This is a genomic window from Streptomyces sp. NPDC051662 (genome assembly GCF_040681655.1).
In the GTDB taxonomy this organism is placed as follows: Bacteria; Actinomycetota; Actinomycetes; order Streptomycetales; family Streptomycetaceae; genus Streptomyces.
In genome coordinates this window covers 488,248-514,078 of record NZ_JBFAZD010000001.1, presented here as the reverse complement: position 1 = coordinate 514,078, position 25,831 = coordinate 488,248, and the positions used below count along the sequence as shown (strand labels likewise).

General features: G+C 71.8%; 23 protein-coding genes. 4 read left to right on the top strand and 19 right to left on the bottom strand.

Translation table 11 applies throughout. From position 1 onward, the window contains the following. Nucleotides 1-3: 3 nt before the first annotated feature. From AB0M67_RS02215 to AB0M67_RS02155, 13 genes are all read right to left on the bottom strand, one after another. Nucleotides 4-960 (bottom strand): ABC transporter permease, encoded by a 957-nt coding sequence (locus tag AB0M67_RS02215; protein ID WP_365741640.1) that lies wholly within the window; start codon nt 958-960, stop codon nt 4-6. Next, the gene (locus tag AB0M67_RS02210) at nt 947-1,738 is read right to left on the bottom strand and encodes an ABC transporter ATP-binding protein (protein WP_365741638.1); all 792 of its coding nucleotides are present in this window, start codon (nt 1,736-1,738) and stop codon (nt 947-949) included. The genes AB0M67_RS02215 and AB0M67_RS02210 overlap by 14 nt, the downstream gene beginning before the upstream one ends. Before the next feature lie 45 nt (nt 1,739-1,783). Continuing rightward, nucleotides 1,784-2,893, bottom strand: coding sequence for an aliphatic sulfonate ABC transporter substrate-binding protein (locus AB0M67_RS02205; protein WP_365741636.1), 1,110 nt, complete (start codon nt 2,891-2,893; stop codon nt 1,784-1,786). A 251-nt stretch (nt 2,894-3,144) separates the two neighbouring features. Further along, entirely contained in the window at nt 3,145-4,542 is a 1,398-nt protein-coding gene (locus tag AB0M67_RS02200) for a GTP-binding protein (protein WP_365741634.1), read from the bottom strand. Between the two features lie 2 nt (nt 4,543-4,544). Then, on the bottom strand, nt 4,545-5,483 hold the full coding sequence (gene cysD / locus AB0M67_RS02195) for a sulfate adenylyltransferase subunit CysD (RefSeq protein WP_365741632.1): 939 nt from the start codon (nt 5,481-5,483) through the stop codon (nt 4,545-4,547). Then, nucleotides 5,480-6,025 (bottom strand): adenylyl-sulfate kinase, encoded by a 546-nt coding sequence (gene cysC / locus AB0M67_RS02190; protein WP_365741630.1) that lies wholly within the window; start codon nt 6,023-6,025, stop codon nt 5,480-5,482. The genes cysD and cysC overlap by 4 nt, the downstream gene beginning before the upstream one ends. Nucleotides 6,026-6,045: 20 nt before the next feature. Further along, nucleotides 6,046-6,747, bottom strand: coding sequence for a phosphoadenylyl-sulfate reductase (locus AB0M67_RS02185; RefSeq protein WP_365741628.1), 702 nt, complete (start codon nt 6,745-6,747; stop codon nt 6,046-6,048). After that, on the bottom strand, nt 6,744-6,920 hold the full coding sequence (locus AB0M67_RS02180) for a hypothetical protein (protein WP_165371890.1): 177 nt from the start codon (nt 6,918-6,920) through the stop codon (nt 6,744-6,746). Before AB0M67_RS02180 ends, AB0M67_RS02185 begins: the two co-directional genes overlap by 4 nt. Beyond that, nucleotides 6,917-8,614, bottom strand: coding sequence for a nitrite/sulfite reductase (locus tag AB0M67_RS02175; RefSeq protein WP_365741626.1), 1,698 nt, complete (start codon nt 8,612-8,614; stop codon nt 6,917-6,919). The genes AB0M67_RS02180 and AB0M67_RS02175 overlap by 4 nt, the downstream gene beginning before the upstream one ends. Before the next feature lie 156 nt (nt 8,615-8,770). Next, the gene (locus AB0M67_RS02170; protein WP_326614601.1) at nt 8,771-8,854 is read right to left on the bottom strand and encodes a putative leader peptide; all 84 of its coding nucleotides are present in this window, start codon (nt 8,852-8,854) and stop codon (nt 8,771-8,773) included. Between the two features lie 109 nt (nt 8,855-8,963). After that, entirely contained in the window at nt 8,964-9,503 is a 540-nt protein-coding gene (locus AB0M67_RS02165; RefSeq protein ID WP_365741624.1) for a GNAT family N-acetyltransferase, read from the bottom strand. A 68-nt stretch (nt 9,504-9,571) separates the two neighbouring features. After that, complete coding sequence (locus AB0M67_RS02160; protein ID WP_365741622.1) at nt 9,572-10,891, bottom strand: GAF domain-containing protein; 1,320 nt, start codon at nt 10,889-10,891, stop codon at nt 9,572-9,574. 183 nt (nt 10,892-11,074) lie between these two features. Then, on the bottom strand, nt 11,075-12,727 hold the full coding sequence (locus AB0M67_RS02155) for an acyl-CoA dehydrogenase family protein (RefSeq protein ID WP_365741619.1): 1,653 nt from the start codon (nt 12,725-12,727) through the stop codon (nt 11,075-11,077). Nucleotides 12,728-12,744: 17 nt separating this feature from the next. Between AB0M67_RS02155 and AB0M67_RS02150 the strand changes: the two genes are divergently transcribed. Next, nucleotides 12,745-13,911, top strand: coding sequence for a YihY/virulence factor BrkB family protein (locus AB0M67_RS02150; protein WP_365741617.1), 1,167 nt, complete (start codon nt 12,745-12,747; stop codon nt 13,909-13,911). A gap of 19 nt (nt 13,912-13,930) precedes the next feature. Here AB0M67_RS02150 and AB0M67_RS02145 read toward each other — a convergent pair whose 3' ends face one another. From AB0M67_RS02145 to AB0M67_RS02130, 4 genes are read right to left on the bottom strand one after another with little or no spacing between them, the layout of a single operon-like run. Then, complete coding sequence (locus AB0M67_RS02145; RefSeq protein ID WP_365741615.1) at nt 13,931-17,626, bottom strand: SAV_2336 N-terminal domain-related protein; 3,696 nt, start codon at nt 17,624-17,626, stop codon at nt 13,931-13,933. Next, nucleotides 17,616-18,620 carry a MoxR family ATPase gene (locus tag AB0M67_RS02140; protein ID WP_365741613.1) on the bottom strand — a complete coding sequence of 335 codons (1,005 nt, stop codon included), beginning with the start codon at nt 18,618-18,620 and terminating at the stop codon, nt 17,616-17,618. Before AB0M67_RS02140 ends, AB0M67_RS02145 begins: the two co-directional genes overlap by 11 nt. A gap of 54 nt (nt 18,621-18,674) precedes the next feature. Continuing rightward, nucleotides 18,675-20,615, bottom strand: a complete 1,941-nt coding sequence (locus AB0M67_RS02135) for a trypsin-like peptidase domain-containing protein (RefSeq protein WP_365741610.1) — start codon at nt 20,613-20,615, stop codon at nt 18,675-18,677. Further along, nucleotides 20,612-20,992, bottom strand: coding sequence for a CU044_2847 family protein (locus AB0M67_RS02130; RefSeq protein WP_365741848.1), 381 nt, complete (start codon nt 20,990-20,992; stop codon nt 20,612-20,614). Before AB0M67_RS02130 ends, AB0M67_RS02135 begins: the two co-directional genes overlap by 4 nt. Before the next feature lie 179 nt (nt 20,993-21,171). Between AB0M67_RS02130 and AB0M67_RS02125 the strand changes: the two genes are divergently transcribed. Then, entirely contained in the window at nt 21,172-21,912 is a 741-nt protein-coding gene (locus AB0M67_RS02125; RefSeq protein WP_365741608.1) for a helix-turn-helix domain-containing protein, read from the top strand. Here AB0M67_RS02125 and AB0M67_RS02120 read toward each other — a convergent pair. Further along, nucleotides 21,852-22,259: a VOC family protein gene (locus AB0M67_RS02120; protein ID WP_365741606.1), complete on the bottom strand. Its 408-nt coding sequence runs from the start codon at nt 22,257-22,259 to the stop codon at nt 21,852-21,854. The genes AB0M67_RS02125 and AB0M67_RS02120 overlap by 61 nt on opposite strands. A 144-nt stretch (nt 22,260-22,403) precedes the next feature. Here AB0M67_RS02120 and AB0M67_RS02115 point away from each other — a divergent pair, with 144 nt between their 5' ends. Next, on the top strand, nt 22,404-23,288 hold the full coding sequence (locus AB0M67_RS02115; protein WP_365741605.1) for a response regulator transcription factor: 885 nt from the start codon (nt 22,404-22,406) through the stop codon (nt 23,286-23,288). A gap of 7 nt (nt 23,289-23,295) precedes the next feature. Further along, nucleotides 23,296-24,411, top strand: a complete 1,116-nt coding sequence (locus AB0M67_RS02110; RefSeq protein ID WP_365741603.1) for a HAMP domain-containing sensor histidine kinase — start codon at nt 23,296-23,298, stop codon at nt 24,409-24,411. A gap of 153 nt (nt 24,412-24,564) precedes the next feature. Here AB0M67_RS02110 and AB0M67_RS02105 read toward each other — a convergent pair whose 3' ends face one another. After that, on the bottom strand, nt 24,565-25,452 hold the full coding sequence (locus AB0M67_RS02105) for a S1 family peptidase (RefSeq protein ID WP_365741601.1): 888 nt from the start codon (nt 25,450-25,452) through the stop codon (nt 24,565-24,567). Nucleotides 25,453-25,831: the final 379 nt, after the last annotated feature.

The following is a 25,831-nucleotide window of genomic DNA, read 5'->3' as shown; positions in this document are numbered from 1 at the left end:
GAATCAGCTCTTCACCAGAAGACCGCGGCCCCGCAGCACCCGTCGCTCCAGCGGACTGAAGATCAGCAGGTCGATGGCGATACCGACGATCAGGATCAGGAAGATGGCGAGGAACACCATCGGCATACTGCCTACCGTACGGCCGTTCTCCAGCAGCTGCCCGAGACCCACGCCGAGATCGGGCGAGGACGCGATGATCTCCGCGGCCATCAGCGAGCGCCAGGAGAACGCCCAGCCCTGCTTCAGTCCGGCCAGATAGCCGGGCAGCGCGGCCGGCATGACGATGTGCCAGGTGCCGCGCAGCCCGGTGGCGCCGAGCGTACGCCCGGCCCGCAGGAAGAGCGGAGGTACCTGATCGACCCCGGAGACCAGGCCGTTGGCGATCGAGGGGACCGCGCCGAGCAGGATGACCGCGTACATCATCGAGTCGTTGAGCCCCAGCCAGATCACGGCCGGCGGCACCCAGGCCACCGACGGCAGCGACTGGAGTCCGGAGAGGATCGGGCCGATGGCCGCGCGGACGAACTTCACCCGGGCGACCAGCAGTCCGAGCGGTGTGCCGATCACCAGCGCCAGCAGGAAGCCCAGCAGACCGCGCGACACACTGGTCCAGATATAGCCGAGCAGTGTGCCCTGCGCCCAGGCGTCGGACACCTCTCCCCACACCGCGCCGGGCGAGGGGAGCTTGTAGCCGTCGGTGACCTCGGCCCAGACCAGGACCTGCCACACCACCAGCACCAGCGCGACGGCGACGACCGGCGGCAGCACCTTCTGGACGAGCGTCTGGCGCAGCGGTGGACGCCCGGTCTGTACGGTGTCCAGCGCGTCGAGTCCGGCCTCAAGACCGGCCATGTCGCCATGCCGCGACGCGTCCTCCGGCGAGGCGCCTTCCGACGAGGAGTCCTCCGCCGGTATGTCCTTCGGCGACGTGCCCTTCCGCGTCGTCTCAGTGCTGGCCATGGCGGCGGATCTCCCCACGCAGTTCTTCGGTGATCTCGACGGACAGCTCCGCGACGGCGCTGTCCTCGATACGGCGCGGCTGCGGGATGTCCACCCGCCACTCACGGGCCACCCGGCCGGGGCGTGACGACAGCAGCACGACGCGCTGCGCGAGCCGTACCGCCTCGCGCACGTTGTGGGTGACGAAGAGGACCGACAGACTCGTCTCCCGCCAGATACGGGTGAGCTCGTCGTGCAGGACGTCCCGGGTGATCGCGTCCAGCGCCGCGAACGGCTCGTCCATCAGCAGGAGTTGACTGTCCTGGGCGAGCGCGCGGGCCAGCGCGACCCGCTGCCGCATCCCGCCGGACAGCTCGTGCACACGCTTGCCGTAGGAGCCCCCCAGCCGTACGAGACCGAGCAGCCGCTCCGCCTCGTCGCGCCGCTCCTGCTTGGGCACGCCGCGCAGCCGCAGCGCCAGTTCGATGTTCTTGCCCGCGGTCAGCCACGGGAACAGCGCGTGCTCCTGGAACATCAGGGCGGGCCGGCCGCCGGGGGTCTCGATGGACCCGGCGGACGGCCGGTCGAGCCCGGCGACCAGATTGAGCAGGGTCGACTTACCGCATCCTGAGGCTCCCAGGAGGGTGACGAACTCGCCCGGTGCGACATCGAGCGTGATGTCGTCCAGCACGAGCTGCTGCCCGGCCGGTGTCACGAAGGACTTCGAGACGTGCGCGATACGGGCGGCGTGGTCCACCGCCGGGGTGCTCTCGGCGGCCTTGACGAAGGTTGTGGCCATGGTCGTCACCTCCTGGGAACGGCTGGATACGGTCCGGATGCCGGCTTATTCGGCGCCGAGACCGGCGTCGGCCACCTCGGGCCGGCCGGCGGCCTTGAGCACCTTGTTGAGGGGCCCCAGGTCGTAGATGCCCTTCAGGTCCGGCTTCTTGAGCAGCCCGGCCTTGACCGCGTGATCGGCCTCCGCCTGGAGCGTCGCGGCCAGCGGGTCATTGGTGATCTCGATGGACTGCCACGCGGGGTCCAGGACCTCGGGCGGCAGCGCCTTGCCGGAGAGCCTCTTCAGCGCCTCGTTGGCGGACACCTTCGCCTTGTCCTCGTTGGCGTTGATCCAGTCGTTGGTCTTCACCGAGCCGCGCAGCACGGCCTCGACCACGTCCGGGTGCTCGCTGAGGAACTTCTGCGACACGATGATGTTCGTGATCACGAACTTCTTGTCCGGCCACAGGTCCGACTCGTCGAGCAGCACCTTGGCGCCCTCCGCGACCAGCTTGGACGCGGTCGGCTCCGGCACCCACGCGCCGTCGATGGAACCGGATGCGTAGGCGTCCGGGGTGATCTTGTTGTCCGTACGGACGACGGAGACATCGCCCTTGCCGGACTGGGCGTCGACCTTCCAGCCCTTCTCGGAGATCCAGTTGAGGAACGCCACGTCCTGCGTGTTGCCCAGCTGCGGGGTGGCGATCTTCTTGCCCTTGACATCGTCCAGGGTCTTGATCTTCGCCGGGTTGACCACGAGCTTCACCCCGCCCGAGGCGGAGCCGCCGATGATACGCAGGCTCTTGCCATCGGTCTGGGTGTAGCCGTTGATGGCCGGCGAGGGGCCGATGAAGCCGATGTCGATGCTGCCCGCGTTGAGGGCCTCGATCTCGGAGGGGCCCGCGTTGAAGGTCGAGGGCGCCACCTTCGTACCGCCCAGCTCCTTCTGGAAGTGACCGTCCAGGATCCCGATCAGGGCGGTCGCGTGGGTGAGGTTCGGGAAGTAGCCGATCTTCACCGTGTCGGCGGAGAGCGCCTTGCCCTCGGCGGCCGGGGCGGCGTTGTCGCTCTTGTCGGACTCGGCGCCGTAGCCGCAGGAGGTGACCGCGACGGCGAGCAGCGGCAGTGCGGCCACGAGGGTGAGTCCGCGGCGGGCGGTGGTGCGGGAGACAGGCACGGGAGGGGTTCCTCTCGTTGGCCCGGTGCTCACGCCCTCTTCTCTACGTCAGGGGCGCGGCCGGGAAGTCGGCAGGTCTTCGGCGGAACGGGTCGTACGGGTACTGCGGGTGGGGGGTGCGGGCGCGCGTGCGGTGCGCGTACGTCATCGCGCACATCGCGCCACCCCGCCCGTTCCCGCGCCGAGGGCGCCGCTGCCGACCCGGCCGCCCTCCTTCGCGAACGTCGCGAAGACGTCTTCGACCGCAGGCATCAGAAGTCCCAGCCCTCGTCGTCGGTGGTGGCGCCGGTGGTGGCGCCGTCGCGCGCGGTGGCCGCCGCCGCGAAGGCGTCGCCCGCCATACCGGCGCTCAGCGTCGTACCGTCGGCGGGGTCGATCAGCAGGAAGGAGCCGGTGTGCCGGGAGTCGGCGTAGCTGTCGAGCGCGATCGGCTCGGCGGTACGGACCCTCACCCGCCCGATGTCATTGGCCACGAGCTGTCCCGGCGCCGGATGCTGGGAGAGATCGTCCAGCGTCAGCCGGGACGGGATGTCCTTCACGATCGCCTTGACCGTACGGGTGGTGTGCTTCAGCAGCACCCGCCGGCCCACGGTCAGCGGCTGGTCGGCGACATGGCAGACCGTCGCCTCGACCTCCTGGGTCGTGGCGGGCAGCTGCGCGGTGGGCGCGATCAGATCGCCGCGCGAGATGTCGATGTCGTCGGCGAGCCGGACCGTCACGGACTGCGGCGCCCACGCGGCGTCCACGGTGGTGCCCGCGCCCACGCCGACGCCCAGCGCGTCGATGCCCTCGATCGTGCTCGTACGGCCCGAGGGCAGGACGGTCACCGGGTCGCCGACACGCAGCACCCCGGAGGCGATCTGGCCCGCGTAGCCGCGGTAGTCGGGGTGCTCGGCGCTCTGCGGGCGGATCACGTACTGCACCGGGAAGCGCGCGGGGCAGTCGGCCAGATCATGGCTGACCGGGACGGTCTCCAGATACTCCAGCACGGTCGGGCCGCCGTACCAGTCCATGTGCGCGGACGGCTCCACGACATTGTCACCGGCCAGCGCGGAGATCGGGATCGTCGTGATCTCCGGGACGCCCAAGGAGGCCGCGTAGGCCGTGAACTCCTCGGCGATCGCGGCGAACACGGGCTCCGCGTACGCGACGAGGTCCATCTTGTTGACGGCCAGGACCACATGCGGGACCCGCAGCAGCGCGGCGACCGCGGCATGGCGGCGGGTCTGCTCGACCACGCCGTTCCGGGCGTCGACGAGGACCACGGCCAGTTCGGCGGTGGAGGCTCCGGTGACCATGTTGCGGGTGTACTGCACATGCCCGGGGGTGTCGGCGAGGATGAACCGCCGCCGGGGCGTGGCGAAGTAGCGGTAGGCGACATCGATCGTGATGCCCTGTTCGCGCTCGGCCCGCAGCCCGTCGGTGAGCAGCGCCAGATCGGGTGTCTCCTGGCCGCGGTTGCGGGAGGCGTGCTCGACGGCCTCCAGCTGATCGGTCAGCACCGACTTGGAGTCGTGCAGCAGCCGGCCGACGAGCGTGGACTTGCCGTCGTCGACGGAGCCAGCGGTGGCGAACCGCAGCAGGGTGGTCTCCGACAGCCGTTCCGTGAACCGCTCCGCGGCGCTGTCGCTGGTGCTCGTGCTCGTCATGGCTAGAAGTACCCCTCGCGCTTACGGTCTTCCATGGCGGCCTCGGACAGCTTGTCGTCGGCGCGGGTCGCGCCGCGCTCGGTGAGCCGGGAGGCGGCGATCTCGGCGATCACCGCGTCGAGCGTGGTGGCATCGGAGTCGACGGCGCCGGTGCAGGACATGTCACCGACCGTGCGGTAGCGCACCAGGCGCTTCTCGACGGTCTCGGACTCCTTGGGGCCGCCCCACTCCCCGGCGGTCAGCCACATGCCGGTGCGCTTGAAGACCTCGCGCTCGTGCGCGAAGTAGATCTCCGGGAGTTCGATCCCCTCGCGGGCGATGTACTGCCAGACGTCCAGCTCGGTCCAGTTGGAGAGCGGGAAGACCCGGACATGCTCGCCGGGGGCGTGCCGGCCGTTGTAGAGCTGCCACAGCTCGGGCCGCTGACGGCGCGGGTCCCACTGCGAGAACTCGTCACGCAGCGAGAACACCCGCTCCTTGGCGCGGGCCTTCTCCTCGTCGCGCCGGCCACCGCCGAAGACCGCGTCGAACCGCTCGGCCTGGATCTTCTCGGTGAGCGGCACGGTCTGGAGCGGATTACGGGTGCCGTCGGGCCGCTCGCGCAGCTTCCCCGCGTCGATGTACTCCTGGACGGACGCGACATGGAGCCGCAGTCCATGAGCGGCCACCGTACGGTCGCGGTAGTCCAGCACCTCGGGGAAGTTGTGCCCGGTGTCGACATGGAGCAGTGAGAACGGCACCGGCGCGGGCGCGAACGCCTTCAGCGCCAGATGCAGCATGACGATCGAGTCCTTGCCGCCGGAGAAGAGGATCACCGGCCGCTCGAACTCGCCCGCCACCTCGCGGAAGATATGGACCGCCTCGGACTCCAGGGCGTCCAGATGGCTCAGCGCGTACGGGGCGTCCGTGCCCTCGGTGACGGCGGCGACGGTGGTGGTCACGCGAGACCCCTCTCGGTGAGCAGTGCGTGGAGCGCGGCGGCGGACTCCCCAACGGACTGGGTGTGCGACTCGATTCGCAGATCGGGCGAGTCCGGCGCCTCGTAGGGGTCGTCCACCCCGGTCAGCCCGGAGATCTCGCCGGCCGCCTGCTTGGCGTACAGCCCCTTCACATCGCGTACGGAGCACACCTCGACCGGCGTGGCCACATGCACCTCCAGATACCCGGTGCCCTCGGCCTGATGGTGCTCGCGCACCGCCTCACGGCTGTCGGCGTACGGCGCGATCACCGGCACCAGCGCCTTGACGCCGTTCGACGCGAGCAGCTCGGCGACGAAGCCGACGCGCCGCACATTGGTGTGCCGGTCCTCGCGGCCGAAGCCGAGGCCCGCGGAGAGGAACTCCCGGATCTCGTCGCCGTCCAGCACCTCGACGCGGTGGCCCTCGGCGCGGAGCCGGTCCGCCAGCGCGTTCGCGATGGTCGTCTTGCCCGCGCTCGGCAGTCCGGTGAGCCAGACCGTCGCGCCCTGCTCCGTCGTGCTCACACGCCCCTCCTGAAGGTCCGTCATCCGTGCAGCCCGCACTCGGTCTTGCCACGTCCGGCCCAGCGGCCGGCGCGCGCGTCCTCGCCCTCCAGCACCCGGCGGGTGCAGGGGGCGCACCCCACCGAGGCGTAACCGTCCAGCAGCAGCGGGTTGGTGAGCACCCCGTGCTCGGTGACATAGGCGTCGACATCGGCCTGCGTCCACCGGGCGATCGGGGAGACCTTGACCTTGCCGCGCTTCTCGTCCCAGCCCACGACCGGGGTGTTGGCCCGGGTCGGGGACTCGTCGCGGCGCAGTCCGGTCGCCCAGGCGTCGTATCCCGCCAGGCCCTCCTCAAGGGGCGCGACCTTGCGCAGGGCGCAGCACAGATCGGGGTCGCGGTCATGCAGCCGGGGGCCGTGCTCGGCGTCCTGCTCGGCGACGGTCCTGTGCGGGGTGAGCGTGATGACCCGGACGTCCATCACGGCGTCCACCGCGTCCCGGGTGCCGATGGTCTCGGGGAAGTGGTAACCGGTGTCGAGGAAGACCACATCGACCCCGGGCCGCACCCGGGAGGCGAGATGGGCGACCACCGCGTCCTCCATCGAGGACGTCACACAGAACCGCGCGCCGAAGGTGTCGACGGCCCAGGTCAGGATCTCCAGGGCCGGGGCGTCTTCGAGCTCGCGGCCCGCGCGCTCGGCCAGGGCCCGGGGATCGTCGGTCTCCGTTCGTGCCGTCATATCTCTTCGCCTCCGTCGCTCCGTTGGAGTCCACGGGACAGCAACCCGAGGAACTTCAACTGGAAGGCGCGATTGCATGCCGCGCATTCCCAGGCGCCATGCCCCTGCTCATTCGGACGGAGGTCCTCGTCGCCGCAGTACGGGCAGTAGAAGGGTGCCGCGCGCTCACTCATGACAGCGCCTCCTCGGACGCGCGCGCCGCCCAGCTGGCGAAACGCTCGCCGTCCTCGCGCTCCTTCTGGAACCGCCCGAGCACCCGCTCGACATAGTCGGGCAGCTCCTCGGAGGTGACCTTCAGACCGCGGACCTTCCGGCCGAATCCGGCCTCCAGGCCCAGCGCGCCGCCCAGATGCACCTGGAAGCCCTCGACCTGATTGCCGTCCTTGTCCAGCACCAACTGGCCCTTGAGACCGATGTCCGCGGTCTGGATACGGGCACAGGCGTTCGGGCAGCCATTGACGTTGATCGTGATCGGCTCGTCGAACTCCGGGATACGGCGCTCCAGTTCATCGATGAGCGTGGCACCGCGCCGCTTGGTCTCGACGATCGCCAGCTTGCAGAACTCGATACCGGTGCAGGCCATCGTGCCGCGCCGGAACGGTGACGGACTGACCCGCAGGTCCAGCGCCTCAAGACCGGTCACCAGCGAGTCGATCCGGTCCTCCGCCACATCGAGGACGATCATCTTCTGCTCGGCGGTGGTACGCAGCCGGCCCGAGCCGTGCGCCGCCGCCAGCTCGGCGATCTTCGTCAGCGTGGCGCCGTCGACCCGGCCGACGCGCGGCGCGAACCCGACGTAGAAGCGGCCGTCCCGCTGCCGGTGCACACCGACATGGTCACGCCAGCGGTGTACGGGCTGCTCGGGCGCGGGGCCGTCGACCAGCGCGCGCTTGAGGTACTCCTCCTCCAGGATCCGGCGGAACTTCTCCGCGCCCCAGTCGGCGAGCAGGAACTTCAGCCGGGCGCGGGTGCGCAGCCGGCGGTAGCCGTAGTCACGGAAGACCGAGATGACACCGGTGTAGACGTCCGGGATCTCGTCGAGCGGCACCCAGGCACCGAGCCGCTGGCCGATCTTGGGGTTGGTGGAGAGCCCGCCGCCGACCCAGAGGTCGAAACCGGGGCCGTGCTCCGGGTGGTTCACCCCGACGAACGCGATGTCGTTGATCTCGTGCGCCACGTCGAGCGACGGCGATCCGGAGATCGCGGACTTGAACTTGCGCGGCAGATTGGAGAAGTCGGGGTTGCCGATGATCCGGCGCTGGATCTCGTCGATCGCCGGGGTGCCGTCGATGATCTCGTCCTCGGCGATACCGGCCACGGGCGAACCGAGGATCACCCGGGGGGTGTCACCGCAGGCCTCGGTCGTGGAGAGCCCCACCGCTTCGAGCCGGTTCCAGATCTCCGGCACGTCCTCGATCCGGATCCAGTGGTACTGGATGTTCTGCCGGTCGGTGATGTCGGCCGTCCCGCGCGCGAACTCCTGCGAGATCTCACCGATGACCCGCAGCTGCTCGGTGGTCAGCCGGCCGCCGTCGATCCGTACCCGCAGCATGAAGTACTCGTCGTCCAGCTCCTCCGGCTCCAGGATCGCGGTCTTGCCGCCGTCGATCCCGGGCTTGCGCTGGGTGTACAGACCCCACCAGCGCATCCGGCCGCGCAGATCATTCGGGTCGATCGAGTCGAACCCGGCCTTGGAGTAGACGTTCTCGATGCGCGCCCGCACATTGAGGCCGTCGTCGTCCTTCTTGAACTGCTCATTGCCGTTGAGCGGAGTGAAGTGACCCACGGCCCACTGGCCCTCGCCGCGGTGACGGCTCACCTTGCGGCGTGGCGTGGCGCTGGCGGGCTTTTCCGGGGTGGCGGCCATGGCGGATACGTCCTTCGAGACATGCAGGAGGGCGGCTCTGAGCCGCACACTCGCGCGTGGGCGCGGCGGTGCGCGGCATGGTTCAGAGAGGAAATCGAGAAAATCGAGAAGTACGAGAGAGCGGGAGCGCTCCGGATCGCGGCGGTGCTGGGACTCTCAGCCCGCCGGACAGATGGCGCTGGACATGCGGCCGAGGTCGACGTGCAGCCGACTCACCAAGGCAATTCCAGCTCGGGACATGACGGAAGCGTGGCACGCAGATCTCCGGGCAGTCCACTGCTATCCATTATGTGGATTCAGTCGTCCCATATCGCGAGACAATGTGGCGCCCATCACGGGCCCCCGGGGTTTACGCACTGGCCGGGGACTCCTCCTCGACCTTGGTGTCGAAGAGCCTGAAGCCCCGGCGCAGATAGTTGTCCATGGCATACGGCCCGTCCTTGGAACAGGTGTGCAGCCAGACCCGCTTCGTCGGTTCCGTCCCCGGCCACCGCTCGGCCAGGTCCCAGGCCCTGGCGACCCCGTACGACAGCAGATGACCGCCGATCCGTCGGCCCCGGAAGGCCGGGATCAGCCCGAAGTACACGATCTCGACCGTGGCCCCGTCCTGCGCCGCCAGCTCGATATACCCCGCCGGGGTGCCCCGCTCGTACGCCACCCATGTCTCCACACCGGGCGCCGCGACGATCTCCTGCCACCGCTCCCGCGTCAGCGAGAGCCGGTCGTGCCAGCTCACATCGTCGCCGACGGCCGTGTACAGGAACCGGCTGAACTCCGCCGACGGCACCTCCGCCCGTACGATCCGCACCTCGCCCGGGGGCTCCGCGGCGGGCCGCAGATCGTCGGGCGAGGTCTGTTCCAGGGACCAGGTGGTCACAGAGATGCTCATACCGGCCAGCGAACCACGCCGCCGTAACGCCCCGGGACGCGGCCCCGTACCCGCCACCACCCGGCCCCTCACGGACAGGGCAGCCGCCGTGCGCCGAGCACCGCGGGGGCCGTCGAGTGCGGCAGCAGATCGGCGGGGTCCGCCGGCCGTACGACCTCCACCTCGACCTCCTCGCTGAAGCGGTAGGGCCGGTGCGCCAGCACACCCGACAGATGGCGCCGCACCCGCGACATCTCGGCCCGTACGGTCACCGTCCTGGTGGGGTCGCCGAAGACATCGCCGGCCAGTTCCGCCGCGCTGCGGCCGGTCCTGTGCACCGCCAGGATGTACAGCAGCTCGGCATGGCGCGGGGTCAGCTCCTGCGCCCAGCCGCCCGCCGCCCCGGAGACCGCGACCGACCAGCGCCGGGGGCGGCTCAGGTCCAGCACCACCCGGCTGATCGTCTCGCTGGGCGGACGCTCCTCGTCCACCTGTATGAGCCAGCCGCCCGGCAGCGGCTCCACGGTGCACATGCCCAGCGAGGGCTGCCACAGCCGGCCGGCCCGCAGCGTCTTCGGCAGCGGCAGCCGGTCCACCGGCGGCATGCCCGTCACGGCCGCCGTCCAGCCATGGGGGTCGACCGCCACGGCGCGGCCCCCCAGCCGGCACAGGATCGGCGCCGCCACCGAACGTAACCGCTCCACGGCCCTGCCGTGCCGCTGGCGCAGCTCGCTCTCGGCGAGCCGGGCGACGGAACTGACCAGCGCCAGCGTCGTCGGATGGAAGCCCGTGGCCGGGCCGCTCATATCCACGACCCCCAGCAGCCGCCCGTCGCGCGGATCGTGCACCGGCGACGCCGCGCAGGTCCAGGTGTGCAGATCGTGCACGAAGTGCTCGGCCGCGTGGACCTGTACCGGCCGGCGCATCGCCAGCGCCGTGCCTATCGCGTTGGTCCCCATGGCCCGCTCGGACCAGGCGGCGCCCTCTTCCAGACAGATGCCGTTCGCCTGCCGCAGCATGGCGGGACCGCCCTCCCGCCACAGCACCCGTCCCTCGTCGTCCGTCACCACCATCACCTGGTGCGAGGAGTGGACGATCTCGCGGAGGGCGCCGCTGAGCGTGTCCATCGCCCCGCTCAGCACGGAGGCACGTCTGCGCCGCTCCAGTTCGTCCGGCCCCAGCAGCACACCGTAAGCGGCCCGGTCGGGGTCGAGACCGATCCCGAGCATCCGCCGCCAGGACGCCTCGATCACCTGCCGGGGAGCCACCGGCGGCGGCTCACCCGCGAGCGCGGCCTCCCGTACGCGATGCAGCAGCCGGGCGGCCCGCGCACCGTCCATGGCCATGAGGCGCGTCAGATCGAGCGGCCCCTCCTTCAGCGGTATGTCCTTCAGCGGTACGTCCTTCATCGGGCCCCCGGGTCAGCTGCGGCGCTACGGATATCCAGCGCACCCGCTTGCAACGGCCTGCAACTCTGGCGGACCACCGGCGAGTACGTGAAAGTGAGAACAAGTCAGGGGTGGTGCCGTGTCGGCGCGGCGCCACCCCGGCTTGCCGCCGGACAGCGCGTCAGCCCTGTCCGGCGGGCCGCGTCAGCCGGCCGGCCGTGCCCGGTCCACGACCGACGCCAGATCGAGCGTGTGGGGCAGCGTGCCGAAGGCCGCGCCCCAGTCCCCGCCCAGCCGTGAGGCACAGAACGCGTCGGCCACCTCCGGCGGCGCCCACCGCACCAGCAGCGAGCCCTGGAGCACCAGCGCCAGCCGCTCCACCAGCCGCCGGGCCCGCGCCTCGATGCCGGACAGGTCGGCCAGTTCGGTCAGCAGCCCCTTGATCGCGCCGTCCAGCCGGTGATCGGCCCCCCGCGCCTCGCCGACCTCCCGGAGCACCGCGTTCAGCGCCTCGGGCTCGCGCTGGAGGGCCCGCAGTACGTCGAGGGCCTGCACATTCCCCGAGCCCTCCCAGATCGAGTTGAGCGGCGACTCGCGCAGCAGCCGGGGCATACCCGACTCCTCCACATAGCCGTTGCCGCCCAGGCACTCCAGGGCCTCGGCCACGACCGGCGTACAGCGCTTGGTCACCCAGTACTTGGCCGCGGGCACCGCGAGCCGCAGAAAGGCCCGCTCCCGGTCCGCGCCGTCGCCGCCGTTCTGGACGGTGTCGTACGCGGAAGCCAGCCGCAGCGCGAGCGTCGTCGCCGCCTCCGACTCCAGCGCCAGATCGGCCAGTACGTTGCGCATCAGCGGCTTGTCGATCAACTCACCGCCGAACGCGCTGCGATACGTGGTGTGATGCACCGCCTGCGCCAGGGCCTGCCGCATCAGCGCGGCCGAGCCCACCACACAGTCCAGCCGGGTCGCCGCCACCATCTCGATGATGGTGCGCACCCCGCGGCCCTCCTCGCCGACCCGGCGCGCCCACGTCCCGTCGAACTCGACCTCGGCGGACGCGTTGGAGCGGTTGCCCAGCTTGTCCTTGAGCCGCTGGACACGGAACACATTGCGGGTGCCGTCGGCCAGCACACGCGGTACGAGGAAGCAGGTCAGACCGCCGGGCGCCTGCGCCAGCACGAGAAACCCGTCGCACATCGGCGCCGAACAGAACCACTTGTGCCCGGTGAGCAGATACTCCCCGGCCGTGTCGAGCGGCACCGCCCGCGTCGCGTTGGCCCGTACGTCGCTGCCTCCCTGCTTCTCCGTCATGCCCATCCCGAAGAGCGCGCCGGCCTTCTCACCCGCGGGCCGCAGCCCCGGCTCGTACCGGTGGGAGGTCAGCCTCGGCTCCCACTCGGCGGCCAGCGCGGGCTCCGTACGCAGCGCGGGCACCGCGGCGTGCGTCATCGACACCGGACAGCCGTTCCCGGCCTCCACCTGCGTCCAGACGAAGAAGCCGGCCGCACGGCGCAGATGGCCACCGGGCCGGCCCCAGGCGTCCGTCAGCCCCGCGCCGACCGAGCGCCCCAGCAGCTGATGCCAGGCCGGATGGAAGTCCACCTCGTCGATCCGGTTCCCGTAGCGGTCATGGGTGCGCAGCTTCGGGGGATTCTCATTGGCCAGCGCACCCCACTCCTGGACCTCGGCGGTTCCGGCGGCCCGGCCGAGGGCCGTCAGCTCCGCGCGGGTCTCGTCGAGGAGTGCGGGCGCGCTGTGCCGCTCCACGCCCTCGGTCAGGGCACGGTCGGCGCTGAAGACGTCGTACCCCACCAGGGGCGGAACCTGGTTGGTCACTGTGTGGGTGCTCGCTGCCATGCCGATACGGTAAGGAGGTGCAGGCAGCAAAAGAAACACCCGAGCGACCAGCGGGTCGACTCCACCGGGCCCGAGTCCTCTATCGCGACGTATCCAAACGGAAGATGGCCTGGCTGCTGCTGAAGGACACCGTCAACTCGTGCATCGAGTACCGCATCCTGGGGCTCGCGGCCGAGGCGGCGTTCTTCACACTGCTCTCGCTGCCCCCGTTGCTGCTCGGACTCATCGGGCTGCTCGGCTATGTGGACGACTGGACCAACACCACCACGGTCGCCTCCATCGAGAAGAACATCCTCTCGGCGGCCGGCACGGTGCTCTCGGAGCGGGGCGTCGACGAGATCGCCAAACCCCTGCTGAAGGACATCACGCACGGCGGGCGGCCCGATGTGATCTCGCTCGGCTTCGCGATCGCCCTCTGGTCCGGCTCGCGCGCGGTCAATGTCTTCGTCGACACCATCACCGTGATGTACGGGCTCGACGGCCGGCGCGGCATCGTCGCGACCCGGCTGCTCGCCTTTCTGCTCTATCTCGTGGCGATCGTGATCGGCGCGGTGGTGCTGCCGCTCGCGGTGGTCGGCCCCGACCGGGTCGTCGAGCTGATCCCCTGGGGCACGGAGGTCGTCAGCGTCCTCTACTGGCCGGTGGTGATCCTGCTCTCCATCGTCTTCCTCACCACGCTGTACCACGTGTCCGTACCGGCACGCTCACGCTGGATCGAGGACCTTCCCGGCGGTCTGGTCGCGCTGGGGATGTGGGTGCTCGGCAGCTTCCTGCTCCGGATCTATCTCTCCAACGCGGTCGAGGGGCCCACCATCTACGGTTCCCTCGCCGCCCCCATCGCCGTGCTGCTCTGGATCGGCGTCTCAGCGTTCGCGGTACTGGTGGGCGCGGCGGTCAACGCCGCCATCGACCGGGTCTGGCCGTCGGTCGCCACCGCGGCGGCGCGGGCGGCCAACGAGCGGCTGCGCGCCGCCCAGGCGGCGGAGCTGGTGGCCCGCTCGGCCGGGGTGGAGGCGCCGGACGGGCCGCAGGACGACGATGTGACCGACCCGGACATGCCCTCGGAGTTCCCGGAGCGATGGTCCAGGTTCCTGCCGCCGGACGATCTCAAGTCGCGGATGAGATCGGGGCTGCACGGGACACGGGACAGCCGCGACAAGGGCGGGGACGGCCAGGGGAGTTAGCGCCGGAGTCGGGTCTGAGTCAGCGCCCGTCCGGCGGCCTCTCGGTATTCCCCCGGCTCTCCGGGTCCTCGTCCTCGGCGGTACCACCGCCGAACAGGCGGCGCAGCCAGGAGGGCCGCGAGGCGGGCTTGGGCGGCGCGTAGTGAATGACCCGGTACCAGACGACATGCGTGCTGCCGTCCTCGGTCTCGATGTCGAAGGGAAGGAAATCCGCCGGCGCGCCGGCGCGCCGGTACAGGTCGTCCCGTAGCCCCAGCGTCATGGCGATCTTCCCGAACCCCAGGCCGCCCAGCGATCCCAGAGCCGGGGACTTTCGCTCCAGTTCCAGCGCCAGGGGGTCCGGCGGCCCCGAGTGGAGATGGATGGTCAGCGCCACCGGCAGCGGGAAGAGCAGACGCGACATCCCCTCGGTCAGGATCGGGGCGAACGGGTCGGTGAGCCGGTCGAGCACCTGGGCCAGGGTGTATTCCGGTGCGGCGGTGACCCGGAGCAGGGTGTCGGGCACCATGGCGGTGCCACGCTCCTCGAAGACGCCCGGGTCGCCGAACGCCTCCCGGCACGCCTGCCGGAGCCGGGGGATGAAGAACAGCGAGGCTTCGGTCCGGGTGTCCCGGGGGATGCCGAACAACTCGGCGCCACCGATGGCGAGGTGGACATCGTCGCCCCGGACGGTCTCGGGCGGGGCCTGCCGCATGGCCGGCGGCCACGTCCCGGCCTGTTGCGGGGCCTGCTGCGGGGGCATGGCCTGCGGCCACCCTCCGGCCTGCTGCGGCCACGCCCCGGCTTGCTGCGGCCACCCCCAGGCCTGTTGCGGGGGCATGGCCTGCGGCCACGCCGTGCCCGGCTCCGGCAGCGCGGCGCGGGCGGCCTCCAACGAGCGCCGCCATACGCGCAGCCGCTCGCGCTCCCGCTTCGCCCACGCGCCGTCGACGCCGGCCAGCGGCTCGCCGTACCAGTGCCCGAGAGCCGCCTCGTACAGCCCGGCCGCGCGCTGTGTATCGCCCGCCTCGGCCGCGAGACGGGCGTCGGCGGCCAGCCGTTCCGTGACGGAGAGGTCCAACTCGGTTTCGAGCCGGAGACGGTAGGCCCCGTCGGGTCCCTCCACGGCATGCCCGTCGTGCAGCAGGACATCGAGGGCGTCCGTGACAATGGTCCCGTCCCACGGCGATCGCTCGATCCCCAGGGCGAGGGCCAACTCCTCCTGGGACACCGGCTCGCCGCTCGCCAGCAGCAGCCTGCTGAGGACGACCCGCCCCGTGGGCGAGGCGGGCGTACGGTCGCGCCCGCCGTGTACCGCCCTCAGCGGCCCCAGTACGCCGTACCGCCAGGTGCTCCCCGGTACGCGCGACCTCAGCGCGTCGGCGCCGCGTCGGCGGGTCTCGGGGGCGTCGGAGAGGAGATCCAGGATCGGCGCCTCCAGTGAGGGGGGCAGCAGCCCACGCGGCGTCATCCGGGCGTGCATGGCGTCAACGAACCCGAAGCCGGTGGCGAGTTCGTGCAGCACCCGGCCCAAGGCATGGAGTTCGTGGTGGGCTCCGTCGTCCGGGGGTGCGACCCCGAACCCGAGGAACTTCACCGCGCCGTCAGACAGCCGGACGATGTTCGTCAGGGAGGGTGGCTCCGGCCGGACGCCTTTCTCCCCGGCATGGGAGAGAACGTCGAGCACCTGTGACGCGATACCGATGATCTCGGTCACGGCGAGCGGAAGGTGCCCGTTCTCCGCCAGCAGTTCGCCGAGAGTGCTCCCCTCCAGGGGCTCGCTGACCAGGTAGACGACGCCGCCGTCCACGCCGGGCTCCTGGACCTTCACGACACCGGGGTGCCGCAGCTCGGCGGTGGACGCGTACTCCGACCACGCCATCGCCAGCTGGGAATCGAGTGACGTCCTCGGCCCGTCGAAGATCTTGAGGGCGACGGTACGGTCCCGGTCCTGTGCCCAACAGAGAAAGCCGCGCGTACCGCGTCCGATGACATCCACCACTCGGTACCGCCCGCTCAACAGCCTTTCACCGCGCTCCCGCGTGGGTTCCGGCTCGGCCCCCCGGAGCAGCCGTACGCTCTCGCGGCTCACCAGCGCGAACGGCTCGCCCGCCACCCGGCCGTACCCCGCCGGGCCGCCGCCGGCCAGCAGCGCCCGGAACTCTCCGCGCGCCGACCCCGCGCGCGACTCGATCACGGCCCCCACCCGTTCGAGCAGGCCGACCGTGTGGGCCAGTCCCGTACGCGGCAGCGCGCCGAGCAGCAGTTCCCGCACGCCGGGGCGGAAGTCGTAGGAGCCCGCGGGGCCCGGTACGGCCGTGAGCATGCCGCTCAGCACCACCTCCGCCAGATGCTGCGGCTGCGGACGCTCCTCGATGGCCGCCTGTACGAGTCGCATCACCGGCAAGTGCGGTGGGCCCACCGCAAGATGGGCCGCCAGCCGGACCGCCTGCGGGGAGGCGACCGAGCGGAAGCGCAGCACCAACTCCCTGGCCGACGGGTTCAGATACATCACGCCGGCCTCGGCCTCCCCGTCCTCCCCGTCCTCCTCCGGGAGCGTTACGGAACGACCGGCCGTTGGTCCGGCGGGCAACAGGGCCGCCGCTCCGGGGAATTCGGCTCCGGCGGGGGAGGCCACCAACCCGGCCCAGTGGCCGAGCCACTCCGCTGTCGGTTCGAGTACCGGCACGGGAATGCCCCGTGCCTCGCCGTCGTACGGTGTGAAGCGCAGCGCGGTGGTGGGGGCGCCGGGACCGGCCGCCGTGAACAGCCCAGGCACCGGCTCCGGCGGGGTGTGCCGCCACATCCGCTCCGGCAGCGGCTGGACCACGGCCACCGGCAGTTCACGGGTCCAGCGGCGCAGCGTCGGGTACCACCGCCGTCCCGCGTCCCCCGCCGCTCCGAACAGCTCCGGCCGCCACTGCGGGCCCATCATGTCGCTGAGGACCAGCACGATCGTCCGCCCGGGGGTCCACTGCCGAGGGGGTACGGAACCGTCCGCGCCGAGCCGTACCAGCTCCACCGTACGGAACGCGCCCGTCTGCCCGAAGGCCGTGTACAGATCGCGCGCGAGCGGCTGCCACATGGCCATCGTCGGGCCGCAGTCCAGGACGAGCCGCAGATGGAGCCAGCGCTCCGGTGCGGGCCGCAGCTCGGGCAGCCACCGCCCGCGCCGGGCGCCGAGCGAGGCGATGCGGTGCGCGGTGCCCGTCTCGTCCAGCTCCCGTTCGCGCGGCGACGGCACGGTCCTGCGCAGCGGACGCAACGCCCGCTGGACCGCGAGCGGATGGGAGATCATCGGCGGGGCGGGGGCGAGCACTTCGGTCCGCGCGTCCGGAGCCGGGGACGGTGAAGCCGGTCGGGGCCGGAGGGGCACCGCCCGGCTGAACAGGGCGAACATGTCGTCCGAGTCGTGCGGGGAACGGGGAGCACCGGAAGGCGGGTCCGGCACGGCCCCTCCCGGGGGAATCCCCCCGCTCATCGCGATCCCCCCGGGGTTCGGGCCCCGAAAGGCGTCGGAGAACATAGGCCTACGCTGGGCGGCACCCACAACGGGCGGCGGAGGAACGTCCTCGGGCTCGGCGGCGGCTTCGGGCTCGGCGTCCGGCTCGGGCCGTACATGAGACGCCAGCCACAGCACCTCGGCCAGTTCCCTGCCGGTCGGCGGGTCACCGCCCGCCGCCATCAGCACCTCGCGCAGCGCGGCCGGTCCGGAGAGCGCCCGGTCAGAAGTCATCGGGTTCCGGCGTCCGGCTCAGATAGCTCATCAGCCGGTCCGCGAGTTCGTCGCGAGTGGGCGCTTCGAGCCCCGAAGTCCGCGCCAGATAGATGGCGTTGAGCAGCTGGTCCGTCGCCAGCTCACCGCCGCTGCCCCGTTCCAGGAAGCGCTGGACGAGCTCCCGTGCCTGCCCGTCGAGCGGGCCCAGATGCGCCCGGACGATGGCCTCCAGATGCGCCGCCTCGGGCTGCTTCAGCTCCAGCGTGACGCAGCGCCGCAGAAACGCCGGCGGGAACTCCCGCTCCCCGTTGCTGGTCAGGACGGTGAACGGGAACGCGCGGCAGCGCACCCGGCCCCGTTCCAGCGCCACCAGCCGGTCCGCGTCGGCGACCAGCACCTCCGCGGTGGAGCGGGTCCGCGCGGCGCGCACCAGCTCGGGGATCTCGTACTGGCCCTCCTCCAGGACGTTCAGCAGATCGTTCGGCAGATCGAGATCGCTCTTGTCGATCTCGTCGATCAGCAGCGCCCGGGGCCGCTCGTACGGCAGCAGCGCCGTGCCCAGCGGGCCGAGCCGCAGATGGTCCTCGATGTTGGTGTGCTCGGGATCGCCGCCCTCCGGGCCCCGGCCCGCCGCGTAGAGCCGGGAGAGCGGGTCGTACTGGTAGAGGCCGTCGCCGAGCGCGCTCCGGCTGGTGATGTTCCAGCGCAGTACGGGACCGAGCCCCAACTCCCGTGCCACCGCGTACGCGAGGCTCGACTTACCGCTGCCCGGAGGGCCCGTCACCAGCAGGGGCCGCCGCAAGTACAGGGCGGCATTGACCAGTTGGACGCTCTCCTGCGTCGCGCGGTACGCCTGCGCGCGGTGCACCCGGTCCGGCGAGGGCGCCGGGTCGTCCCGCGGCGGCTCGATCACGGGACCGCCGTTGAAGGCGCGCCAGGGCGGCGGCTCGGGCAACCGCCCGATGCCGTCGTGGGGTTCATCGGCTCCGGTGTAGACCGGCCACAGGGGCATCGTGTTCTCCAGGTCTCGGCTTCGGCGGCGTCGGGCTCTCTGTCCGGCCGAGGCTCAGCCGACCGGCATCGTGCTCAGCGGGGGGACATCGGGGAACCACCGCGGATCCTCCCAGACGAAGGAGAGGTCGGCGGCCCAGTGCGGCTCGGGCCCGTCATGGCCGAAGGCGCTCTTGCGCAGTTCGAAGATCAGCTCGGGCAGATCGCCGGGCGGCAGCACGGAGAGCTGGTCGGCCAGCGTGTTCAGGAACGCGGCGCCCCGGCAGGACCCACCGCACGCCGCGCCGTCGGCGCAGCCCGTGCGCGGCCACAGCACGATCGGGGCCGGGGCGTCCAGCACCGCGGTGTGCAGCCGGTCGCGCGGGCCCTTGGGCGGTCTGGTCAGCCCCACCGGGCCCACCACGTCCTGGAGTTGTACGGTCAGCCACTCGGGCCTGGCCGTGCCCGCGCAGTTGACCCCGTAGACGGCCGAGCCCGGCTGCCGGTCGAGTACGTCCCACATCTTCTTCAGCCTGAACTGGAGCCGCTTGTTGGCCCGCCGGTCGTGATCCATCACCACCACCGGCGCGACACACCCCAGCGGTGTGCCCATCCCCTTGCGCGCGCTCCACTGGTCGACCGGTTTGTTGAGCCAGCGGCGCGGCAGGGCGAACGCGATCAGCTCCCTGCCCTCGGTGTCGATCTCGGCGAACGCGTCGTCGATACGGTCCAGCACCCAAGCCCGGACCTCGCGCTCCGCCAGCCGCTCTTCCGCGACCAGCCGCCGGCCGCCGTCGCGGTACGCGGACACCTCGACCAGCAGCGCGCCGCGGTCGGCCCCGCTGCGCTTGATCTCGACGAGGATCGGCGACCAGCGGCGGGTGGCGGGGTGAACGGGCGGCGTCCCGACGGCAGGTCCCGGGACCGGAGCCACGGCCGGGGCGGGCGCGTACGGTGCGGCGTGCTCGGCCGCGAGGGGTACGGCGTGCGCCGCCGCGTGCGGAGCGGTGTGCGCCGCCGTGTGCTCGTCCGTGTACGACGGCGCCGGTGCCGCGTGGCTCAGCAGGCCCATGGCCGTGTGGTTTTGGACGGGCGGCGCCACGGGCGGTGGGTCGTGCCGCGCGCGGTGCGCCCGGGACCAGTCGCGAAGCTCCGCGCCCAGCGTCTCGTCATCGACCAGCCCGGCCAGCCGTACCGTGAGTTCGGCGAGCGGCAGCGCTCCCGGGTCGGGCCGCCGCGTCTCCGACAGCAGAAACCAGACCGCCTCCCAGAGGCTGCCCGGCTCACCGGGCGGCGGCTCGACGCCCAGCGGTCCCGCGGCGGCGCGCAGCAGTCCGCCGAGGGCCCCGGCGCGCGCGGGGAAGCCGACGCGGGCCACCAGTTCGCGCAACCGCCGCTTCTCCTCCGCCGGATAGCCGGGGGTGGGGACGAGATCGGCGAGTGGCGCCCAGTGCCGGGCGAGGATCCGCGCGGGGATCATCCGGCTGGTGTGGCTCACCGGGTCGTGCGAGACGACCATGCCGGCCACCGTGCCGGTGCCCTCCAGCATCACGGCGGCGCCGCTGAACCCGTGGTCGGTCTCCTGCCCGTAGCCGCGCCAGCCCCCCAGCTGTGCCCATTCGTCGCGGATCAACTGGCTGGAGACGGCGCGTAATTCGCTCTGCACGCCCTCTTCGCCGTACCCGTAGGGGAAGCCGTACGCCACCAGTCTCGGCGCGGGCGAGGCGTACGGCGCGTCGAGCGGGGCGAAGGCCGCGGGGGCGAGGGCCGGCGGCCGGTCCAGCTCCAGCACGGCCAGATCGCCCGGATCGCGGTCCCCGCCCGCCCAGGCGTCTCCCCGTACGACGACCCTGGCCGGTACGGGGGCGAGCCCCGGGGCACCGGGGAAGACCACCGAGGCCCGGTCGCCGGCCACCACATGGGCGCAGGTCAGCACCGTACGGTCGGAGATGAGGAAGCCGGAGCCCACCGCCCCGCCGGCGTCGATCCTGGCGTGCCAGGCCGGGGAGCGCGTCACCGGCCCGCCGTTCCCGGACTCCCCGCCGATCCGGGGTCCCCGGTGGGGGCCGGGCCGTCGACCGCGCCCGGGTTCCAGGAGAGCTTGACCGTCATATGGCCCTCGGCCGAGGTCTTGGCGATCACCGCCCCCGCCTCCGCCATCAGCTTCACCCCGAACTCCAGCTCCACACCGTCCGGTTTGAGCGAGCCGTCCCGGAACACCGCGAGGGCGGATTCCGCGGCCGACCGGATCCCCTGGAGCGCCTCGCCGAAGGTATGCCCCGCCTGCGCGAGGGAGTTGCCGCGCGCCACCGGTCTGGCGCCCGGTGTGTCACGGTCGACCTCCACCACGACGGTGGCACCGCTGTCGGTGGTGAACTCCATCAGTGCCGTCATCATCGCCCCCGCGATCGGAACATCCCACGTCCTGCCGGACCCGCCGGACGCCCATTCTGGATCAATGGCCCTCTCCCCGGCGAGGCTTTGAGCCCTTTCGTTCGGATCGGACCGCGAGGCGCGGTGCCGGGGCACACGAGCCAGCCGAGATCCGGACGAGGGGTACTAACCTGATCCGTATGTACGAGGAACGGACATCGCGGCTGGACGGCGCGATGGTCTGGACGCGGACGGCGCGGGCCGACGACGGCGCCCCTCCCTATCCCGTGCTGCCGGACGGCTGTATGGACCTGCTGTGGATCGGCGGCAGACTGCTCGTCGCGGGCCCCGACACCCGCGCGTACGCCCCCGAGGGGATCGCCGGGCTGTACTGCGCCGGAGTGCGCTTCGCGCCCGGGACCGCCCCGGCGCTGCTCGGCGTACCGGCGCACGAACTGCGCGACCGGCGGGTGGAGCTGGCCGACCTGTGGTCCCCGGCCGAGGTACGCCTGCTCACCGCCCGGCTGGCGGCGGCCCCGGACCCGGCGGCGGCCCTGGAAGCCGTGGCACTGCGCCGGGCCGCCGTGACGGGACCGCCGGACCCGCGGCTCCGGGCGGTCGTCGACGCTCTGGAAGCGGGCCGTACGGTCGCCGCCAGCGCGGACGCCGTCGGCCTCGGCGCCCGGCAACTGCACCGCCGCTCGCTGGACGCCTTCGGCTACGGGCCCAAGACCCTGGCCCGGGTGCTCCGGCTCCAGCGCGCGCTGACGCTCGTACGGGAAGGGGTGCCCTTCACCGACGCTGCGCTCGCCGCGGGCTGCGCCGACCAGGCGCATCTCGCCCGGGAGACCCGCGAGCTGGCCGGGCTCACCCTCGGTGCCTACGCGGCGCTCGCGAAGAGGGAGACCGCGCAGCCGTCCGGGTCGAGTACCACCGCGTAACGCTGTCCCCAGACCGCGTCCCAGGGCCTCAGATGCCCGGTGTGCCCGGCCGCGACCAGCGCCTCGTACGTGGTGTCCACCTCGGCGGGGCCGGCGCAGAGGAAAGCGAGTCCGATCCGCTCGCCGCCCTGCGGCCGGGTCCACCCCGGATCGTAGGAGCGGACGGTCTCCTCCGTGTCCCAGAGGATCCGGAGCCCGCTGGGCAGCGTCGCCTCGGCGTGGGGCGCGGCGTCGGCGTCGGCGGGGACCGCCACCCCGAGCAGACGGTAGAAGGCGAGCGAGGCGGCCATGTCGGAGACGACCAGGCCGATGGCGTCGAGTCGTGGTGTACGTGGAGCGGTAGTCATGCGGTCACCGTAGGACCGCGGGCCCGGCGGGTCTTGAACGAATCGGACGTGGCGGCCCGGACGTGGCGGTTCTGACGTGCGGGGCCCGATCCATGGCCGTCATGGCTCCGGCGGCCGTCATGGTTTCGTAAGGGGTGAGGGGCGATGCACCGGCCACCGCCCGAGGAGACTGGACGTATGCACACCATCCTGGTCGTCGATGACGATCCGACCGTCGCCGAGGTCGTCACCGGCTATCTGGAACGGGCCGGTCTCTCCGTGGACCGGGCGGCCGACGGCCCCGAGGCGCTGCGGCTGGCCGCCGCCCGCCCGCCCGCTCTGGTGGTGCTCGATCTGATGCTCCCCGGCATGGACGGCCTGGAGGTGTGCCGGCGGCTGCGGGCCGCCGCGCCCGTGCCGGTGATCATGCTGACCGCCCGGGGTGACGAGGACGACCGGATCCTCGGGCTGGAGATAGGGGCGGACGACTATGTCACCAAGCCCTTCAGCCCCCGGGAACTGGTCCTCCGCGTCGAGTCCGTCCTGCGCCGGCACGGCGGCGACCAGCGGCGTGTGACCGGGGCCGCGGATCCCGAACTGCGCCGGGCCGGTATCACCCTCGACCCGGCGGGCCGCCGCGCCACCAAGGACGGCCGGCCGCTCGCGCTCACGCTGCGCGAGTTCGATCTGCTCGCGCACCTCATGCGCCATCCGGGGCTGGCGATCGGCCGGGAGACGCTGATGCACGACGTCTGGGGATGGGAGTTCGGCGACTTGTCGACCGTCACGGTGCATGTACGGCGGCTGCGCGGCAAGATCGAGGACGATCCGGCCAGGCCCCGGCTGATCCGGACGGTCTGGGGTGTCGGCTACCGCTTCGACGTGCCGGCCGAGGACGGGGCCGACGGGCCGTTGGACGGCCCGGGCGACGGCCCGGCCTCCGAGCCGGTTCCGGTGGAGGTCGCGCCCGTACCCGTACCCGCGCCCGTCTCCGTACCCGCGCCCCTACCCGTACCCGCGCCCGTCTCCGTACCCTCCGACGGGAGCTGAACGCGCCGTGCGTGACATGGCGCTGATCGCGCTGTTCGCCTTCCTCGGCGCGGCTGCCGCCGGTCTGCTCGGCGCGCTGGTGCTGCGGCTGCTGCGGGACCGCTCGGTGGCCGTCGCCCTGACCGTCGTCGCCGCGGTCACCGTCACCGCGATGCTCGCGGGCACGCTCGTCGTCGCCCAGGCGATGTTCCTGTCCGCCCATGACCTCTCCGTCGTCACCACGGTCGTGGCGATGGCCGCGGTCGTCTCGCTGGCCACCGCGCTGCTGCTGGGGCGCTGGGTGGTCGCCCGCAGTCGCGATCTGACGCTGGCCGCCCGCTCGTTCGGCGACGGCGGCAGCTTCGCCGCGCCCGACGGCGCCTCCACCGCCGAACTCGCCGCGCTGGGGCGCGAGCTGGCGGCCACCAGCGCCAGACTGACCGCTTCCAGGGAGCGCGAACGGGCGCTGGAGACGTCCAGGCGCGAGCTGGTCGCGTGGATCTCGCACGATCTGCGGACGCCCCTCGCCGGACTGCGCGCCATGTCGGAGGCGCTGGAGGACGGTGTCGTCCAGGACCCGGACCGCTACTTCCGGCAGATCAGGGCGGAGGTGGAGCGGCTGAACTCGATGGTCGGCGATCTCTTCGAACTGTCCCGGATCCACGCCGGGGCGCTGGCGCTCGCCCCGACCCGGATGTCGGTGTACGACCTGGTGGGCGAGGCGCTCGCGGGCGTCGATCCGCTCGCCAGGGAGCACGGGGTACGGCTGGTCGGTGGCCGGGTGGAGGCCGTGCCGGTCGAGGTGGACGGCAAGGAGATGACCCGTGTCCTCGCCAATCTCCTGGTCAACGCGATCCACCGGACCCCGGCGGACGGCACGGTCGCGGTGGCAGCGGAACGGCGCGCGGACTCCGTCGTCCTCTCCGTGACGGACGGCTGCGGCGGTATCCCGGCCGAGGATCTGCCGCGGGTCTTCGACACGGGCTGGCGCGGCACCCAGGCGCGCACCCCGCCCGCGGGCGCGGGCCTCGGTCTGGCGATTGTCCGGGGCATCGTGGAGGCGCATGAGGGGCGGGCCGAGGTGCGCAATGTGACGGGCGGCTGCCGGTTCGAGGTCACGCTCCCCGCGGCGGCCACCGGCTGACACCGGCACGGCACGGGTCTGTGCGGCCGGACACGACGGGACACGACACGACGGGACACGGCACGACGGGACACGGAACGGCACGACGGGACACGACACGACGGGCCGCGCACCAGGTGCGCGGCCCGCCGGGCGGTCCGAGGGAGGTGTCGCTTAGAAGACGCTGACGCCGTAGGCGTTGAGGGCCTCGACGACCGGCTGGAAGAACGTGGTGCCGCCGGAGGAGCAGTTGCCGCTGCCGCCCGAGGTCAGGCCCAGCGCCGTGCTGCCGGCGAAGAGCGCGCCACCGCTGTCACCGGGCTCGGCGCAGACGTTGGTCTGGATCATGCCGTAGACGACGTCGCCGCCACCGTAGTTGACGGTCGCGTTCAGGCCGGTGACCGTACCGCTGTGGACACCGGTGGTCGAGCCGCTGCGCCGGACGCTCTGGCCGACCGACGGGTTCGCGGCGGAGGTGATGTCCTGGTACGAGCCGTTGTACAGGTAGACCCGGCCGTCGGCCGCGGCCGAGTTGGAGTGGCGGATCAGGCCGTAGTCATTGGTCGGGAAGCTCGTACCGGCCCTGGTGCCGATGCTCCAGGAGCTGCTGATGTTGGTGCAGTGTCCGGCGGTCACGGCGTAGTACGTCGAGCCGCTGCGGACGTTGAAGCCGAGGGAACAGCGGCTGCCGCCCGTGGTGATGGCCTCGCCACCGGCGATGAGCTTGTTGATCTTGCCGGGGGTGTGCTTGATCGTGACGCCCGCGGCGTCGCCCACGGAGTCCTTGATCGTGGCTATCTCCGAGTCCGTGACCGTGCTGTCGACGGTGACGACGACCTTGCCGGAGGCCTTGTCCGTGTACCAGGCCGTACCGGCGACGTCCGCGTCAGCGATGGCGGCGCTGGCGGTGGCGAACTGCGCCGCGGTCGGCTGGGGGGCCGGCGCGGGGGCAGCGACGGCCGCCGGGGCAAGCGCGACGGCGGTCACCAGACCGGAGGTGACGGCGAGAAGCCGAGCTCGTCTGGAAACCGCGCCGAGGGGGGAGAAGCGCTTGAAGGTCACAAAATCCTCCATTGGTGGGGGAACCGCGTGGCCCGTTGGGTGAGCGGGCCGCTGGGGATGCGATCGTCCACGGCCATTCGGTTTTAGCCGTGGACCTGTCAACCGCATGCTCCGAATCGTTGACTCCGTTTGCTTTTGAAGCAAGGCCGAGTTCTGGACCGACGGCGGGGACCGGCCGACGGCGGCCCGGGTTCCCCCGAAGTCAGGGGGTTGACAACCCTGTTGGCCGGCTCCGTAAGTCCGGCGGAGGGTGCGTACATAAACTGCTGCAAAGCCCGTGCCGACGGCAAAGCACCGGCAAATATCCCTCAAAGCCCACGCCAGGCGGGGGTTTGTGTTCTGACGTCATTCGGCCACGCGAAGATTCATCACAAACACA

What these genes read in the sequence shown, in the direction of transcription:
- AB0M67_RS02180 (WP_165371890.1), bottom strand. Translation starts at nt 6,920, where the DNA reads ATGAGTGAGCGCGCGGCACCCTTCTACTGCCCGTACTGCGGCGACGAG.
- AB0M67_RS02140 (WP_365741613.1), bottom strand. Translation starts at nt 18,620, where the DNA reads ATGCCCCTGTGGCCGGTCTACACCGGAGCCGATGAACCCCACGACGGC.
- AB0M67_RS02185 (WP_365741628.1), bottom strand. Translation starts at nt 6,747, where the DNA reads ATGACGGCACGAACGGAGACCGACGATCCCCGGGCCCTGGCCGAGCGC.
- AB0M67_RS02200 (WP_365741634.1), bottom strand. Translation starts at nt 4,542, where the DNA reads ATGACGAGCACGAGCACCAGCGACAGCGCCGCGGAGCGGTTCACGGAA.
- AB0M67_RS02145 (WP_365741615.1), bottom strand. Translation starts at nt 17,626, where the DNA reads ATGACTTCTGACCGGGCGCTCTCCGGACCGGCCGCGCTGCGCGAGGTG.
- AB0M67_RS02210 (WP_365741638.1), bottom strand. Translation starts at nt 1,738, where the DNA reads ATGGCCACAACCTTCGTCAAGGCCGCCGAGAGCACCCCGGCGGTGGAC.
- AB0M67_RS02160 (WP_365741622.1), bottom strand. Translation starts at nt 10,891, where the DNA reads ATGAAGGACGTACCGCTGAAGGACATACCGCTGAAGGAGGGGCCGCTC.
- AB0M67_RS02170 (WP_326614601.1), bottom strand. Translation starts at nt 8,854, where the DNA reads ATGTCCCGAGCTGGAATTGCCTTGGTGAGTCGGCTGCACGTCGACCTC.
- AB0M67_RS02215 (WP_365741640.1), bottom strand. Translation starts at nt 960, where the DNA reads ATGGCCAGCACTGAGACGACGCGGAAGGGCACGTCGCCGAAGGACATA.
- AB0M67_RS02115 (WP_365741605.1), top strand. Translation starts at nt 22,404, where the DNA reads ATGCACCGGCCACCGCCCGAGGAGACTGGACGTATGCACACCATCCTG.
- AB0M67_RS02175 (WP_365741626.1), bottom strand. Translation starts at nt 8,614, where the DNA reads ATGGCCGCCACCCCGGAAAAGCCCGCCAGCGCCACGCCACGCCGCAAG.
- AB0M67_RS02165 (WP_365741624.1), bottom strand. Translation starts at nt 9,503, where the DNA reads ATGAGCATCTCTGTGACCACCTGGTCCCTGGAACAGACCTCGCCCGAC.
- AB0M67_RS02155 (WP_365741619.1), bottom strand. Translation starts at nt 12,727, where the DNA reads ATGGCAGCGAGCACCCACACAGTGACCAACCAGGTTCCGCCCCTGGTG.
- AB0M67_RS02125 (WP_365741608.1), top strand. Translation starts at nt 21,172, where the DNA reads ATGTACGAGGAACGGACATCGCGGCTGGACGGCGCGATGGTCTGGACG.
- AB0M67_RS02120 (WP_365741606.1), bottom strand. Translation starts at nt 22,259, where the DNA reads ATGACTACCGCTCCACGTACACCACGACTCGACGCCATCGGCCTGGTC.
- AB0M67_RS02130 (WP_365741848.1), bottom strand. Translation starts at nt 20,992, where the DNA reads ATGACGGCACTGATGGAGTTCACCACCGACAGCGGTGCCACCGTCGTG.